15 protein-coding genes are annotated in these 15,543 nt (G+C 75.2%); 7 read left to right on the forward strand and 8 right to left on the reverse strand.

Annotation, left to right across the window (positions count from 1 at the left end; translation table 11 throughout):
• Positions 1-41: 41 nt before the first annotated feature.
• Genes BMW27_RS19995 through BMW27_RS20015 form a run of 5 tightly spaced genes read left to right on the forward strand, consistent with a single transcriptional unit; the run spans position 42 to position 4,995 of the window.
• A complete protein-coding gene (locus BMW27_RS19995; protein WP_217638219.1) occupies positions 42-965 on the forward strand; it encodes a glycoside hydrolase family 26 protein in 924 nt (307 codons plus the stop codon).
• Positions 962-2,197: a PP2C family protein-serine/threonine phosphatase gene (locus BMW27_RS20000; RefSeq protein ID WP_217638220.1), complete on the forward strand. Its 1,236-nt coding sequence runs from the start codon at positions 962-964 to the stop codon at positions 2,195-2,197. The genes BMW27_RS19995 and BMW27_RS20000 overlap by 4 nt, the downstream gene beginning before the upstream one ends.
• Positions 2,194-4,254: a glycosyltransferase gene (locus tag BMW27_RS20005; protein ID WP_217638221.1), complete on the forward strand. Its 2,061-nt coding sequence runs from the start codon at positions 2,194-2,196 to the stop codon at positions 4,252-4,254. The genes BMW27_RS20000 and BMW27_RS20005 overlap by 4 nt, the downstream gene beginning before the upstream one ends.
• Positions 4,251-4,589, forward strand: a complete 339-nt coding sequence (locus BMW27_RS20010; protein WP_091447492.1) for an STAS domain-containing protein — start codon at positions 4,251-4,253, stop codon at positions 4,587-4,589. The genes BMW27_RS20005 and BMW27_RS20010 overlap by 4 nt, the downstream gene beginning before the upstream one ends.
• Before the next feature lies 1 nt (position 4,590).
• Positions 4,591-4,995 (forward strand): ATP-binding protein, encoded by a 405-nt coding sequence (locus BMW27_RS20015; protein WP_091447496.1) that lies wholly within the window; start codon positions 4,591-4,593, stop codon positions 4,993-4,995.
• Positions 4,996-5,105: 110 nt separating this feature from the next.
• On the opposite strand, the gene BMW27_RS20020 is transcribed toward BMW27_RS20015, so the two are convergent.
• Positions 5,106-5,684, reverse strand: coding sequence for a gamma carbonic anhydrase family protein (locus tag BMW27_RS20020; protein ID WP_245743747.1), 579 nt, complete (start codon positions 5,682-5,684; stop codon positions 5,106-5,108).
• A 106-nt stretch (positions 5,685-5,790) separates the two neighbouring features.
• On the opposite strand from BMW27_RS20020, the gene BMW27_RS20025 reads away from it, so the two are divergent.
• A complete protein-coding gene (locus tag BMW27_RS20025) occupies positions 5,791-6,369 on the forward strand; it encodes a YdeI/OmpD-associated family protein (RefSeq protein ID WP_217638223.1) in 579 nt (192 codons plus the stop codon).
• On the opposite strand, the gene BMW27_RS20030 is transcribed toward BMW27_RS20025, so the two are convergent.
• The 6 genes from BMW27_RS20030 to BMW27_RS20055 all read right to left on the reverse strand — a co-directional run bounded on the left by BMW27_RS20030 (position 6,344) and on the right by BMW27_RS20055 (position 13,301).
• Complete coding sequence (locus tag BMW27_RS20030; RefSeq protein WP_091447510.1) at positions 6,344-7,816, reverse strand: APC family permease; 1,473 nt, start codon at positions 7,814-7,816, stop codon at positions 6,344-6,346. The two genes, BMW27_RS20025 and BMW27_RS20030, sit on opposite strands and share 26 nt — an antisense overlap.
• 114 nt (positions 7,817-7,930) lie before the next feature.
• On the reverse strand, positions 7,931-8,938 hold the full coding sequence (locus BMW27_RS20035) for a C40 family peptidase (RefSeq protein WP_091447513.1): 1,008 nt from the start codon (positions 8,936-8,938) through the stop codon (positions 7,931-7,933).
• A gap of 196 nt (positions 8,939-9,134) precedes the next feature.
• The gene (locus tag BMW27_RS20040) at positions 9,135-9,623 is read right to left on the reverse strand and encodes a hypothetical protein (protein WP_091447515.1); all 489 of its coding nucleotides are present in this window, start codon (positions 9,621-9,623) and stop codon (positions 9,135-9,137) included.
• 140 nt (positions 9,624-9,763) lie between these two features.
• Complete coding sequence (locus BMW27_RS20045; protein WP_091447518.1) at positions 9,764-10,066, reverse strand: hypothetical protein; 303 nt, start codon at positions 10,064-10,066, stop codon at positions 9,764-9,766.
• A gap of 332 nt (positions 10,067-10,398) precedes the next feature.
• Entirely contained in the window at positions 10,399-11,790 is a 1,392-nt protein-coding gene (locus BMW27_RS20050; RefSeq protein WP_091447520.1) for a metallopeptidase TldD-related protein, read from the reverse strand.
• Complete coding sequence (locus BMW27_RS20055; RefSeq protein WP_091447523.1) at positions 11,787-13,301, reverse strand: TldD/PmbA family protein; 1,515 nt, start codon at positions 13,299-13,301, stop codon at positions 11,787-11,789. The genes BMW27_RS20050 and BMW27_RS20055 overlap by 4 nt, the downstream gene beginning before the upstream one ends.
• Positions 13,302-13,414: 113 nt before the next feature.
• Between BMW27_RS20055 and BMW27_RS20060 the strand changes: the two genes are divergently transcribed.
• Positions 13,415-14,233 (forward strand): MBL fold metallo-hydrolase, encoded by an 819-nt coding sequence (locus tag BMW27_RS20060; RefSeq protein ID WP_091447527.1) that lies wholly within the window; start codon positions 13,415-13,417, stop codon positions 14,231-14,233.
• Here the strand turns inward: BMW27_RS20060 and BMW27_RS20065 are convergent.
• A complete protein-coding gene (locus BMW27_RS20065) occupies positions 14,217-15,521 on the reverse strand; it encodes an amidohydrolase family protein (protein ID WP_091447530.1) in 1,305 nt (434 codons plus the stop codon). The two genes, BMW27_RS20060 and BMW27_RS20065, sit on opposite strands and share 17 nt — an antisense overlap.
• Positions 15,522-15,543: the final 22 nt, after the last annotated feature.

Below are 15,543 nucleotides of genomic sequence, written 5' to 3' on the forward strand. Positions count from 1 at the left end.
GGGTCCGGGGCCGGCGGTCGTGGTGGCCCGTCGTCGCAGCCGTGGTCGGCGTGGTCGTCCTGGCCGCCACCGTGGTCGCCGTCGTCGACGGCCCGGAGCGCACCGAACCGCTCGCCTTCGGCGTCACCACGCCCGGGGGCGCGACGGCGGCTGCCGAGCTGGACGCGGTCGAGGCCGCCGTCGGGGAGCGCCCGTCGCTGGTCCTCACCTACGCCGACTTCACCACCCCACCGCCGGTCGCCGACCTCGACGCCGTCGCGGCGCGGGGTGCCGTCCCGGTGGTGACCTGGGAGCCGTGGGACTGGGACGCCCCCGCCAGCGGGGCGTTCGGCCTGGCCGCCATCGCGGCCGGAGCCCACGACCCCCACCTCCGGCAGTGGGCCGATGCGCTGCGGACCTGGGGCCGGCCGGTGCAGCTGCGCTTCGCCCACGAGCAGAACGGCGACTGGTACCCGTGGGCCGTCGGCGTGTCGGGCACCACGGCCGCCGACCACGTCGCGGCCTTTCGGCACGTCGTGGAGGTGTTCGACGCCCAGGGAGCGGGCAACGTGCAGTTCGTGTGGAACCCGAACGTGCGGTTTCCCGGGTCCTCCCCGATGGCCGAGACGTGGCCCGGCACCCGGTACGTCGACCGCGTCGCCCTCGACGGCTACAACTGGGGCACCAGCTCCCCCGGCCACCGCTGGCAGGAGCCCGAGGAGGTCTTCGGCGACAGCCTCGACGAGCTGCGCGAGCTGGCCCCCGGGATCCCGATCACCGTCACCGAGGTCGCCTCCGCCGAGGAGGGCGGGGACAAGGCCGACTGGGTCACCGACCTGGTCGCCTACCTCGACGAGCAGGCCGACGTCGCGGCGTTCGTGTGGTTCGACCACGACAAGGAGGCCGACTGGCGGATCACCAGCAGCCCGGCCAGCGCCGCGGCGATGCGGGCGGCCCTGGCCGGACGCCGCCTGGTGGCCCGGTGACCGCCGCACCGGTACCGACCGACGCCCGGGTGCCCGCACCGGCCGACCCCGCGGAGGTCCGGCGCCTGCGGGCGCTGGAGCAGCTGCAGCTGCTGGGCACCGACCGGGAGGAGCGCTTCGACCGCATCACCCGGCTGGCGCAGCGGGTGTTCGACGTCCCGATCGCGACCCTCACCCTGGTGGACGAGGACTCCCTGTGGTTCAAGTCCGCCCAGGGGATGCCCATCGACCGGGCCGACCGCCAGGCGTCCTTCTGCGACCGGACGGTCGCCCTCGGGGGGACGCACGTCGTGCCCGACGCCCTGGCCGACCTCCGCTTCGCCAGCAGCCCGGCGGTGGCCGGCCCACCGCACGTCCGCTTCTACGCCGGCCAGCCCCTGGCGGGGCCGGGGGGCCTCACGGTCGGCACGCTGTGCCTGTTCGACGTCCGCCCCCGCACGCTCGATGCCGGGGAGGTCGCGCTGCTGCAGGAGCTGGCCCGCTGGACCGAGCAGGAGCTCGCCCACTCCGTCGAGATGGACCGCGCCCGGGAGGTGCAGCAGGCGCTGCTCCCGCAGCACCCCCCGGAGCTGCCCGGTTACCGGGTCGCCGGGTCCTGCCAGCCGGCCTTCGCCGTCGGGGGCGACCTGTTCGACCACGACCTCGTCGACGGCGAGTTGGTCCTCTCGGTCGCCGACGTGATGGGCAAGGGCGCCGGGGCCGCCATCCTGATGGCCACCGTCCGCGCGGTCCTGCGGACCACGGTGCGGGACGCCGGGCGGGCCCGGGCCGGGCGCCGGCCGGAGGGCGACGTGCTCACCGCCACGAACCGGACCCTCCTGCCCGACCTCCAGCGCACCGGCTCCTTCGTGACCGCCTTCCACGCCCGGCTGGAGGCCGCGACGGGGCGGGTGCGGTACGGGGACGCCGGTCACGGGCTGTCCCTGGTCCGGCGGGCGGCGGGCGGCGTCGAACGGCTCGCCGGGGAGGACCTCCCGCTGGGCATCGACGCCGACCAGACCTGGACCGAGCACGAGCTGGTGCTCGAGCCGGGGGACACCCTGTTCTCCTTCAGCGACGGCCTCTTCGACGTGCTCGGGGGCACGTACGAGGCCCTCGCCGACGTGGCCCGGCTGCTCGAGGCCCACCCGGAGCCCGACGACCTGCTCCGCGCCGTCCGCGCACTGGCCTCCGCGGCCGCTCCCCTGGACGACGTCACGGCGGTCGCCGTCCGACGGGTGCCAGGGTCGTGAGCCGCCACCGCCGCACGGTCTGGACCGGGCCGGGCGCCTCCTCGGCCCGTGAGCTGGCCGACCGCGAGACCGTCGCGGCTCTCTCCCCGCGGGTGCCGCTGACCCCGGGCCTGGTGGGGCTGCGGGTGCTGGTGGTGCTCACCGCGGTGCTCGGCCTGAACTACGTGGTCTGGCGCTGGCTCGAGTCGATCAACTGGTCGGCCTGGTGGATCGCCGTCCCGCTGGTCGTCGCCGAGACGTACAGCCTCGTCGACTCGCTGCTGTTCGGCCTGACGATGTGGCGGCTGCGCCGGCGCCGGCGGCCCCCACCACCGCCGGAGGGCGCGACGGTCGACGTGTTCATCACCACCTACAACGAACCGCTCGACCTGGTCATGGCCACGGCGGAGGCGGCGCAGCAGATCCGGTACCCGCACCGGACCTGGATCCTCGACGACGGGGCACGCCCCGAGCTCCAGGAGCGCGCCGAGGCCGCCGGCATCGGGGTGATCACCAGGTCCGTGGAGTGGGCGGGGCGCCAGCGGCACGCCAAGGCCGGGAACCTCAACAACGCCCTGATGACCACCGACGGGGAGTTCGTCCTCATCCTGGACGCCGACCAGGTCCCCGACCCGGCGATCCTCGACCGCACCCTGGGCTACTTCCGCGATCCGCAGACGGCCCTGGTGCAGACGCCGCAGGTGTTCGTCAACGTGCCCGAGGACGACCCGTTCGGCAGCCAGGCGCCGCTGTTCTACGGACCGATCCAGCAGGGCAAGGACGGCTGGAACGCCGCGTTCTTCTGCGGCTCGAACGCGGTGCTGCGCCGCGAGGCGCTCATGCAGCTGGGGGTGTCCCGGTACGTCACCGAGGTGGAGCTGGCGGTGACCCGGACGCTCCGGACCGCCGACCGGGTGCTCGCCCGGGCGCGCAGGGGCCTGGACCCGTCGCAGACCGAGGCGCGCGCCGCCCTCGACGCGGTCGCCGGCGCGGTGGCCCGGAGCCGCGCGGACCTGCGGGCCGGCGCGGCCCTGGCCGACGTGACCTACCGCTTCCAGCAGCAGGTCGACGCCGCGGCCCGCCGGCTGGTCGACGCCGACGTCACCGCGCTGGAGAGCGATCTCGCCGAGATCGCGGCCCTGTCCTCGGAGCTGGATGCCGAGGAGGCCGGCCCGGCCGAGCTCGACCGTGCGGCACTGGCCCGGCTGGCGCACCGCGACTGGTCCCCGCTCGGCGCCGTCGAGACCGTGCGGGCCCTGGTCCGGGCGATCGACGTCGACCGGGACGACGAGGCCCAGCCGCTCATGCCGATGGCCACCATCTCGGTGACCGAGGACATGGCGACCTGCATGCGGCTGCACGCGCTCGGCTGGCGCACCGTTTACCACCACGAGACCCTCGCGCTCGGCCTGGCGCCGGAGGACCTCGGCACGATGCTCACCCAGCGGCTCCGCTGGGCCCAGGGCACGGTGCAGGTGATGCTGCGGGAGAACCCGCTGGTGCAGCGCGGGCTGACCCCGGCGCAGCGGCTCATGTACTGGGCCACCATGTGGAGCTACCTGTCCGGCTTCGCCGCGGTCGTGTACTTCGCCGCACCCGTCGTCTTCCTGGTCAGCGGCATCCTGCCGGTGCAGGCCCTGTCGGCGGACTTCTTCCTCCGGCTGGTGCCGTTCCTCGCGGTCAACCAGCTGCTCTTCTACCTCATCGGCAGGGGGAAGCGGAGCTGGCGCGGGCAGCAGTACTCGCTCGCGCTGTTCCCCGTGTGGATCCGCTCGGTCACCTCCGCGGTGGCCAACGTCGTCTTCGGCCGGAGCCTGGCCTTCGCCGTCACGCCCAAGGAGCGCCAGGCGCAGACGCGGCGTCCGTGGCACCTCGTGCGACCCCAGCTGGTGGTCATGGCCCTGCTGGTGGTCGCCGCGGTGGTCGGCACGGTCCGGATGGCGACCGGCCAGGCGTCGGCGCTGGGCACGGCGGTGAACCTGGTGTGGGTCGCCTTCGACCTCGCTGTCCTCAGTGTGATCATCAAGGCCGTCCGCCACCGCGGACCCCAGGTGGAGCCGGCGGAGGTCCCCGCATGACGCAGTTCCAGACCGAGACGACCGACACGGGCATCGGCGTGGTGCGGCCGGTGGGCCGGTTGAACATGGTCGCCGCGCCGCGGCTGCGGTCGCTGGTCGCCGAGCTGGTGGCACGGGGGACGGCGCGGATCGTCGTCGACCTCTCCGAGACCGAGTCGATGGACTCCTCGGGGCTGGGAGCACTCATCGCGGGGTTGAAGACCGCGCGCCAGGCAGGCGGCGACCTGCGCATCGCCGCGGCGAGGCCGCAGGTGGAGGCCGTGCTGGACCTGACCAACCTGCGGCGGGTGCTGCGGCCCCGCCCGGACGTCGCCGGCGCCTTCGCCGGCGACTGACGTGCGCGGCGGCGCGAGTCACCGGCTCCAGGCCAGGGCCGGTCCCGAGCTCCTGGAACCGGTGCACGACCTCCTGGCCCGCCTGTGGGCCGACGAACCCGGCGTGGCGGAGCGGGACCGGATCCGGTTCGAGACCGCGGTCGCCGAGGTGGCGGCCAACATCGCCGAGCACGGCGCCGGCGCCGGCGCCGCGCGCGTGTCCCTGCGGCTGTCCAGCAGCCCCGACCGCATCCAGGCGGTCTTCGAGGACGACGGCGCACCGGTCGAGGCGAGGCCGGAGCAGCCGCCCGCCGACGACGCCGAACGGGGCCGGGGTCTCCTGCTCGCCCGTGCCGCGGTGGACCGGTTCAGCTACGAGCGGGACGGGGCGACCAACCGCTGGGTGCTCGTCCTCGGCGACTCCTGACAGCCCCTGCGGCGGCCCCCTCCAGGGTCCCGCGCCGAGCCGGGTGACGGACCGGAACGGCCACCCTCCAGGGTCCCGCGCCGAGCCTGCGAGGCGTGGGGGGTGGTCCTTCACTCCATCGCGTCGCCGGGCGTCTGCCCGGCCGGCGGCAGCCGGGTGCGGACGACCGGGCGCACCTTGCGCGCCTCGGGGAGCCGCTCGGTGTAGCTGGCGGCGTTGCCGCGGATGTGGGCCAGGTCGTCGTCCGTGGCCTGCCGCAGGACCTTGGCGGGGACGCCGGCGACGAGCGAGCCCGGCGGCACCTGCGTGCCCTGGGTGACGACGGCGCCGGCGGCGACGATGGAGCCCGAGCCGATGTGGGCACCGTTCAGGACGACGCTGCCCATGCCGACCAGGACGTCGTCGTCGATGCGGGCCCCGTGCAGGACCACGCGGTGTCCGACGGTCACACCGCGGCCCACGACGAGCGGGAAGCCGGGGTCGGAGTGCAGGGTGCTGCCGTCCTGGATGTTGGAGCCTTCGCCGATCTCGATCACCTCGGCGTCAGCCCGCGCAACCGCTCCGTACCAGATGCTCGACCGCGGGCCCATGGTCACGGCGCCGACCACGACGGCCGTCGGCGCGACGAACGCCTCCGGATCGATCTGCGGGGAGCCGTAGGGCAACTCGGCGATGTAGTTCTCGGCCACGGGCGACAGCACAGCACAGGCGCGTCGCGGATGCACCGGCGAGGACGCGCCACCCGTGCGTCGGTGACCGTGGACCGCGACGCCCACCGCCGCCAGGATGGCCGCCGTGACCGTGCCTACCGACCTGCCGGTGCTGGCCTTCGCCGACCAGGCGGCGCTGGAGGAGTGGCTCGAGGCGGAGCACGCGACCGCCCCCGGGCTGTACGTGCGGCTGGCGAAGAAGGGGTCCGGCGTCCCCTCGGTGACCTACGCCGAGCTGGTCGAGTCCGCGCTCTGCTTCGGCTGGATCGACGGGAGGTCCCAGCGGCTGGACGAGACCTCCTACCTGCAGCGGATCACCCCGCGCCGGCCGCGCAGCATCTGGTCGCAGAAGAACGTCGCCGCCGTCGAGGCGCTCACCGCCGCCGGCCGGATGCGCCCGGCCGGGCTGGCGCAGGTCGGGGCGGCGCGGGCCGACGGCCGCTGGGAGCGCGCCTACGCGGGCCCGGCCACCATCACCGTCCCCGACGACCTCGCCGCCGCGCTGGCCGCCGTCCCCGCCGCGCAGCAGGCCTTCGACGGCCTCGACGGCCGCAACCGCTACGCCGTCCTCCACCGGGTGGTCACCGCCGCCACACCGCAGACGCGCGCCCGCCGGATCGCCGCCGTCGTCACGATGCTCACCGAGGGTCGACGTCCGTACTGACCTGCGGTCGCTCGTCCCAGAACCGCGCGTCGCGCCGCCGCCACACCAGCATGAGGACGACGCCCGCGGCCATGATCGCCACGCCGATGACCAGCGGCGGCCCGAGCCCCAGCCAGGCCTGGCCGGTGTAGCTGTGGGCCGGGTCCGCGAGGTCGCGCACCGAGAGCACGAGCAGCCAGACCAGCATCCCGGCGCCGACCAGCGGCCCGACGCCGAGCAGCAGCAGGTCCCGCAGGCTGCGGGTCAGCCGCTGCCGGAAGTACACCGCGCAGGCGATGCCGGTCATCGCGTAGTACAGCGCGATGAGCAGCGACAGCGCGGTGATCGAGTCGAACAGCGCGTTCGCCGAGACCGCGCTGACGCCGAGGTACCAGGCGACGGCCACGCCGGCGACCCACCAGGTGGAGACGTCCGGCGTCCGGTGGCGCGGCGAGATCGACCCGAACCGGGCCGGCAGCGCCGCCCGCCGGGCCATCGACAGGCCGGTCCGGGAGGCCGGGATGATCGTCGTCTGCGTGGAGGCGATCGCGGCGGTGGCGACGGCGAGCAGCACCACCCAGTCCCAGCCGCCGAGCACCTGCTCGGACAGCAGCGCGAAGACCGCCTCCTCCTCGTCGGCGTTCTCCGCCAGCCAGCCCGTGCCGGCGAAGCAGACGACGGCGACCGCGACGCCGAGGTAGGTCAGCAGCAGGACGACGGTCGACAGCACACCGGCCCGTCCGGAGACGGCGGCGCTCCCGCGCGTCTCCTCGGTCAGGTTGACCGCCGACTCCCACCCCCAGTACGCGAAGACGCCGAGCAGCAGCCCGCCGGTCAGCGCCGCGCCGCCCGATCCGAACGGGTCCAGCCAGGACCACTGCGGGGTCAGCGCGCCGAACGGGCTGTCCCCGCGGACGCCGCGCACCAGCGCGACGACGGCGAAGACCGCCAGCGCCGCGGTCTGCGCGACGATCAGCCCGTTCTGCACCCGCACGGACAGCTCCGTGCCCAGCACGCACAGCGCCGCCATGACGAGGACGAGCAGCACGCTGAGGCCCAGGACGACGGGCGTCGAGGACTCCCAGCCGTCCAGCCCGGCCGCGAGCAGGGTGAACCGGACGCCGACCTCGGCCAGCGAGCCCACCACCAGGACGCCGGTCATCGCGATCGCCCAGCCGCCGATCCAGCCGGCCCACGGGCCCATCGCCCGGGTGACCCAGGAGAACGTCGTCCCGCAGTCGGGGTCGGCGCGGTCCAACGCGGCGAACGCGGTCGCGATGAGCAGCATCGGCACGAACGAGGCGAGCAGCACGCCGGGCGCGTGCACGCCGACCAGCGCGACGACCGGCCCGATCACCGCGGCCAGCGAGTAGGCAGGCGAGGTCGAGGCGAGGCCGATGACGAGGGCTCCCCCGAAGCCGATGGCGTCGGGACGCAGGGTGGGCGGGGACTCCGCAGCCGCGGTCACGGCCGGCGACGCTACGGGCGCCGCCGCCCGCGCTGCCGTTGGCCCCCTGCAGGAGAAGGACCCCGTCCTCCTCACCCCTCGCGAGCTCGGGGCGAGCCTCGGGAGGGGCCGCCTTCACAGGATGCGGCGGGCTCCGGCGTAGTCGCCGATGTCCACGGTGGTCACCGCCACCGGCATGCCGGTCTCCCGCGCGTGCACCATCTTGCCGCCGCCCACGTAGATGCCCACGTGGTAGACGGGCGAGCCGAAGAAGACGAGGTCACCGGGCTGCAGGTCGCTGCGCGAGACGGCCGTGCCCATCCGCGACTGCGCCCGGCTGGAGTGCGGCAGGGAGACGCCGATGGCCTGGTACGCGTAGCTGGTCAGCCCGGAGCAGTCGAAGCCGCCCGGCCCCGAGCCACCCCAGAGGTAGGGCGTGCCGACCTGCGCGAGCGCGGCCGCGAGGACGCCACCGACGTCACCGCTCGGAGCGGCGGCCACGACCGCGTCGACGTCGGCGGTCAGCGCAGGTCCGGCGATCGTGGTCCGGACGGCGGCCTGCTCGGTGGCCGAGAGGCCCGCGTAGTCGCGCTGGTACTGCTCGCGCCGCGTCTGCACCTCGGCCCGCTGGCGCTCGAGCTCGGCGAGGGTGGCGGTGGCCTGCGCGGCAGCGGCGTCGGCGTCGGCGCGGGTCTGCTCGGCCGCACGCTGGGCCACCGAGACCTCGGCGAGCAGGCCCTCGGTGTGGGCGGCGATGAGGTCCAGCGTGGTCATCTGCTGGACGACGTCCGCCGCGGAGTCGGAGGTGAGGAAGGCGGCCATCCGGGACTGCGTCGTGCCGGCGCTCTGCGCGATGGCCGCCAGCTGCGGGCCGTAACCGGCGAGCACGGCCTCCGCCTGGGACGCCCGCACGGCGGCGTCGGCCGCGGTCTGCTGCTGCGCGGTGACGGTCAGCTGGGCCTCGTGGACCTGCTCGTCGAGGGCGGCCACCTGCTTGCTCGCCTCGGCGACCAGCCGCGAGGCCTCGTCCGCGGACGAGGGAGCCGCGCCCGCGGTGGCCGGGGTCAGCAGCACGGCGACGGCGGCGGTGACAGCCAGCGTGGCGCGCGACCAGCGTCGGCTCGTCGTCCGGTTGCGGCCCATGGCCGGCCCCCTCTCGCCGCGCCCCGCCCCGGGAGGAGGCGGTGTTCCGAGCGCGTGAGCACGCACGGTAAGGAAGGCGCAACGTGCGGTAGGGGGCGGCGCGCGGGCTGCGGCCCGGAGCGGTCGGCTCAGTCGTCACACGGACCCCGACGGTCCCGTGTGCCGCAGCAGGACCCCGTCCTGTCGGGGGTGCGGGCTACCGCCGGCGCGGCGGGGCGGAGCCGGAGGGCGTGCGGTCGGGTGCGAGGGGGACCAGCCGGTCGGCGACCGCACCGGTCACGAAGGAGTAGACGGCCTTGCCGCCGATGTCCACGACCTGGTCCTGGCGCGACCACGTCCACGGCGGCGCACCCACGCCGGTGGCGTTCTCGAGTGTCTGGTCGGTGGCCAGCCGCACCGACGTGTGCCAGGCCGAGGCGCGCCAGCCGCGCAGCCCGCTGGCCGACCACACGCCCCGCAGGGCGCCGACGAGCGCACCGGTGCCCCAGTGCATGAGGTGGTTGCGCACGGGCGGGCGCGCGGACCCCGGCAGCCGGCGGCGGGTGGTCAGCGCCGTGAGGGTGCGCCCGGGCACGTAGGAGTTCGGTCGGTGCGTCACCGACTGCTCGACCTTCTCGGCGAGCGTCATGGCCGCGGTGCCGGCGAGACCGGCGAGGGCGCCCCGGAGGGCGGCACGTCCCAGCATGGACGGGCCCTACCCGGGCAGCGGTGCGGCAGAACCGCGGCCCGGCCCCGCGGGTGCGGGGCCGGGCCGGGTGCCGTGCTGGAACGGCCACCTCTCGGGTGCCCGCAGCGCCTGCGAGGCGTGGGGGAGGTGGTCCTCCGTCAGCCGGCGAGGGGCTCCGGGGCGTCGAGGTCGGCGACCATCTCCAGGTCGCGGACGACGGCGCTGAGCTCGCCGGCGGTCCACGGCTCGCAGCAGTCGCAGCCGCCCTCGCGGTAGCTGACCAGGCCGATCAGTCCCTCGGCCTGGTCCTCGGCGATGGCCAGGTTCCCGGCCGAGGGGTGGCGGTGGCAGGTGCACGCCGAGACGCACAGGCCCAGGCCCCACCCGGCCACCACGACGGAGGTCCCGTCGTCCCACACCCTGCCGACCTGGAAGACCGACGGCTTCTGAGTCCTCGTCACGGGACCCCTCCCCTCACCGGTCCGGCTGCGCCGGAGCCCCTCTGCGGTCGGGCGGGGGAAGCCCCACCCGGTGCACTTTCGGCGTGCGAGCGAGGTGGTGGAGTCGAAGGTCCCCCACCGCGCACGACAGAAGGTAGGTGGACCGACGCGCACGGTCACGACGCCATGCGGGACGACTGTGACGGACCGGTCACCCGCCCCACGGGACCCACGCGTCCCACCCGTGCACGCCCGGCCGGACGACGAGTGCCGGGTCGCCGTGGTCTCCGGACGCCGGCCCCCTGCAGGAACCCGCCGCGAGCTCGCGAGTGGCGGGGGCAGCGGGTCCTCTCTCAGCTGGCGGGCGACACCGAGCTCATGTTGAAGTCCGGCACGCGTACGGCCGGCATCGCAGCCCGGGTGAACCAGTCGCTCCACTCGCGGGGCAGGGTGCGCTCGGTGCGGCCGGCCTGGGTGATCCGGCCGAGCAGGTCCACCGGCGACTCGTTGAACCGGAAGTTGTTCACCGCGCCGCGCACCTCACCGCCCTCCACGAGGAAGACGCCGTCGCGGGTGAGCCCGGTCAGCAGCAGCGTCTGCGGGTCGACCTCGCGGATGTACCACAGCGTGGTCAGCAGCAGGCCGCGGTCGGTGGCCGCGACCATCCCCTCCAGCGTCTCCGTGGCGCCCGGCTGCTCGAGGACGAGGTTGTCGACGGCCGCGGTGGCCGGTGCGGTGGTCTTCAGCGCCCAGGCCCGCGGCCGGATCAGGTTGGTCAGCACGCCGCCGGAGATCCACTCGACCGCCGGCGTCGCCATCCCGTTGTCGAACACCGAGGCCGCGCCCGACGAGCCGCTGACCACCTGGAACGGGCACGCCTCCAGGCCGGGCTCGAACGGGTCGCTGCGCAGCGTCAGCGGCAGCGCGGCCAGCCGCTCGCCGATGCGGTTGCCCCCGCCCGGCCGGGCGTAGACGTTGCGGCCCTCGTCGGCGTCGCGGGCCTCCATCGTCCAGTGGGCGTAGATCATCAGGTCGCTGACCGCCGAGGGCGGCAGCAGGGTCTCGTAGCGCCCGGCGGGCAGGTCGATGCGGCGCTGCGACCAGCCGAGCTTGCGCTGCACGTCGGCGACCAGGTCGGCCACCGACACGTCGGCGAAGTCGCGGGTGCCGACGCCGGCCCACACCGAGCGGCTCATGTCGCCGCTCTTGCCGTTGAGCTCCACACGGCCGCTGGGCTGGTCGTGCCGCAGCCGCAGCCCGGTCGACGTCCCGAGGTAGGTGGTGGCCATGCCGTGCTCGGCGAAGCCGAACAGCAGCTCGCCGCGGTCGCGGGCGCCGCCGAAGGCCTCCCCCAGCGCCGGCGCGAAGTCGCGGAAGACGCCGATCGAGGTCTCGGCGGGGTCGGCGTCCCAGTCGCCCGCGCCCGGCGGGGCCTCGCTGACCAGCGGGACGGCGTCCTCGGCCGGACCGGCATCCCGGGCGGCCTGCTCGCTGGCGGCCACCAGCTCCTCGACGTCCGGGCTGCCGGTGCGGGCCACCGTGCCGGCCGCCATCCCGGCACCGCCGTCGACGAAGGAGACGACGACGACCTGCCGGGAGCGCACGGAGCCGTTGGTGGTCAGGCTGTTGCTCGCCCAGCGGAGGTTGGCCGCCGAGCTCTCCACGACGAAGGCGACCTGCCCGTCGGCGGTGGAGGCGGCCAGCGCCTTCTCGACGACGTCCTGCGGACGGTCCCACGAGCTCATCGTCCCGCCTCCTGCGCCGTGTTCAGGATGTTCACGTCCTCGAAGAGCGCCACCGGGCAGCCGTGGCTGACCGGGGCGACCTGCCCGGGCTGGCCCTTGCCGCAGTTGAAGGCGCCGCCGAGCCGGTACGTCTGCGGGCCGCCAACGACGCGCATCGAGCCCCAGAAGTCCGTCGTCGTCGCCTGGTAGGCCACGTCACGGAGCTGGCCGGCCAACGCCCCGCCCTCGATCCGGTAGAAGCGCTGGCCGGTGAACTGGAAGTTGTAGCGCTGCATGTCGATCGACCAGCTCTTGTCGCCGACGACGTAGATGCCGCGCTCGACGCCGGCGACGAGCTCGTCGGTGGAGGGGCCGTCGGGCGCCGGCTGCAGCGAGACGTTGGCCATCCGCTGCACCGGCGTGTGCTGCGGCGAGTCCGCGAAGGCGCAGCCGTTGGAGCGCGCCATGCCACCCATCCGCGCCGTGTTGCGGTCGACCTGGTACCCGACCAGCACGCCGTCCCTGACGATGTCCCACTGCTGGCCGGCGACGCCCTCGTCGTCCCAGCCGATCGTCGACAGCCCGTGCGGGGCGGTGCGGTCCCCGGTCACGTTCATGATCCCGGAGCCGTAGCGGAGCGTGCCCAGCTTGTCGACGGTGGCGAACGAGGTGCCGGCGTAGGCCGCCTCGTAGCCCAGCGCCCGGTCCAGCTCGGTGGCGTGGCCGATGGACTCGTGGATGGTCAGCCACAGGTTCGACGGGTCGACGACGAGGTCGTAGCGGCCGGCCCGGACCGAGGGCGCCTTGGTCTTCTCGCGCAGCAGCTCGGGGATCTCGGCGATCTCGCCGCGCCAGTCCCAGCCGGTGCCGGTCAGGTACTCCCAGCCGCGGCCGGCCGGCGGGGCGATGGTCCGCATGCTCTCGAACGCGCCGGTGGTGCGGTCGACGGTGAGCGCGGTGAGCGCCGGGTGGGTGCGCACCCGCTGCTGGCGGGTACGGGTGCCGGCGGTGTCGGCGTAGTACTTCTGCTCCTTGACCGCCTGGCAGACCGTCTCCACGTGCTCAACGCCGTCGGCGGCCAGCAGCTGCTCCGACAGCTCGGTGAGCAGCTCGGTCTTCTCGGCGTCGGGGACCTCGAACGGGTCGACGTCGTAGTCGGACACCCAGGTCGCGTCCGGGTACACCGGCTCCGGCGCCAGCTCGACGCGGTCGCTGTTGACCGCCGCCGACACCTGCGCGACGGCGACCGCCTCCTCGGCCAGCCGGACGGCCTCCGCGGCGGTGAGGACGACGCCCGCGGCGAACCCCCAGGTGCCCTCGTGGACAACGCGCACGGCCAGGCCGAGGTCCTCGCCGTCGGCCAGGGACTCCAGCCGGGCGTCGCGCAGGCTGATCGACTGCGTGCGGATCCGCTCCACCCGGATGTCGGCGTGCTCGCAGCCCAGGTCGAGGGCCCGGGTGAGCGCGGCGTCGGTCAGCGCGGAGAGCGGGAGGGCGAGGAAGGACGCGTCCACGTCGCGGGCGGCAGCCACGGCCCCTGTCTACCAGCGCGGGCGCTCCGCTCCGCGCCGGGTCCGGGGCGCCCCCACCCGGTCACCGGACGGGGACGGCGTGGCCGCGAGGCGACCGGGGTAGACGCCAGCGCATGGCCGCGCCCACCCCGCCGTCCCCCGCCGACGACGTCACGCTGACCTTCGGCGGGAACGCCACCACGCTGCTGCGGCTCGGCCCGTTCACCCTGCTCACCGACCCCAACTTCCTGCACCGCGGCCAGCGCGCCTACCTCGGCAAGGGGCTGTGGACCAAGCGGCTCACCGAGCCGGCGCTGCAGCCCACCCAGCTGCCGGCGCTGGACTCGATCCTGCTGTCGCACCTGCACGCCGACCACTGGGACCGGATCGCCACCCGCACCCTCGACCGCGGCACCCCCGTCATCACCACCCAGGCGGCCGCCCGCGCGCTGGGCCGCCGGGGGTTCCGGGAGACCGTCGACCTCACGCCCTGGCAGCGGCACGAGCTCACCCGGGACGGCGCGACGCTGCGGATCACCTCGGTCCCCGGCGCCCACGGCCCCGGCCCGGTCGCGAAGCTGCTGCCGCCGGTGATGGGCAGCGTGCTGGAGCTGTTGCGGGACGGCGAGGTCGGCTGGCGCGGCTACATCAGCGGCGACACGGTCTTCCGGCCGGAGCTCGGCGAGGTGCTGGAGCGCTGCGGACCGCTGGACGTCGTCATCCCGCACCTGGGCGGCACCAGGGCGCTCGGGTTCACCGTCACCATGGACGGCCGGCAGGGCGCCGACCTCGTCGAGCTGCTGAAGCCGCCGGTCACCGTGCCGGTGCACTACGACGACTACGACCGGTTCGCCTCGCCGCTGGGCGACTTCGTCCGCGAGGTGGCCGCCCGCCGCGCACCCGGGGAGATCCGCGCGGTGCTGCGCGGCGAGACGATCAGCCTGCGGGCCTAGCGAGGCGGGTTGCCCGTTCGGCGACCTCGGCGCGCAGCGCCTCGACGTCCGCCGTCGTGCACACGCCGTCGCGCACCACCTGCCGCCCGCCGACCCAGGTGTCGCGCACCAGCCGCGAGGTGCCCGACCAGACCAGGTGGGTCAGCAGGTCGACCGGGCTGAGCACCGGCTCGAAGCCGAGGTCGCGGGTGTCGACGTGCACCAGGTCCGCGCGGCGGCCGACGGCGACCTGGCCGAGGTCCGGGCGCCCGATCGCGTCCGCGGCCGCACCGGTGGCCAGCCAGAACGCCTCGGCGGCGGTCAGCGCGGTCGCCGAGCCCTCGCGCAGCCGGGCCAGCCCCGCGGCGAGCCGGACGTCGGCGAGCAGGTCGAGCCCGTCGTTGGAGGCCGGCCCGTCGGTGCCCAGCCCCACCCGGATCCCCCGGTCGAGCATCGCCCGCACCGGCGCGATCCCGCTGGCGAGCTTGGCGTTGCTCGCCGGGCAGTGGGCCACCGCGACGTCGTACTCCCGCCACAGCTCCAGGTCGCCGTCGTCGACGTGGACCGAGTGCGCGGCCAGCACCCGGCCGCCCAGGACGTCGTGCGCGGCCAGCAGCGCGGGCACCGACAGCCCGTGGGTGGCCAGCAGGTCCGCGCCCTCGCCGGCGGTCTCCGCGACGTGCAGGTGCAGCAGCAGGCCGTGCTCCCGGGCGGCGGTCGCGGCGTCGCGCAGCACCGGCAGCGGCAGCGTGTAGGCCGCGTGCGGGCCGATGCCGTACTCGACGGCGCCGTCGGCGGGCGCGGAGGTCGCCAGCGTCACCGCGGCGGCCAGCTGCTCGGCCAGCGGCGGCATCCCGGGCAGCGGCAGCAGCGGGGTGGCGACGACCGCGCGGGCGCCGGTGCGGCCGACGGCGGCGGCGATCCGCTCGGGGGAGAAGTACATCTCGACGCTGGTGGTGACCCCGCCGCGGAGCATCTCCGCCGAGGCCGCGGTCATCGCCACCTCGACGTCCTCGGGCGTGAGCCGCGCCTCCCGCGGCCAGATCACCTCGCGCAGCCAGCGCGCCAGGGACAGCCCCTCGGCCTGCCCGCGGAACAGCACCATCGGCGCGTGCGAGTGGGTGTTGACCAAGCCCGGCAGCAGCACCCCGGGGACGGCGACCACCTCGGCGTCCCCGGCGTCCGGTGCGTCGGCGGCCGGGCCGACCCAGGTGAGGAGGCCGTCCTCGACGTCGACGGCGGCGTCGGGCACGACGGTGCCGGCACGGTCCCCGACGACGACGGCCCGGGCGGTGAAGCGCTGCCGCATGGGTGGCGAACCTACCCCCGCC

Source organism: Geodermatophilus poikilotrophus, from assembly GCF_900111455.1.
Taxonomy (GTDB): Bacteria; Actinomycetota; Actinomycetes; order Mycobacteriales; family Geodermatophilaceae; genus Geodermatophilus; species Geodermatophilus poikilotrophus.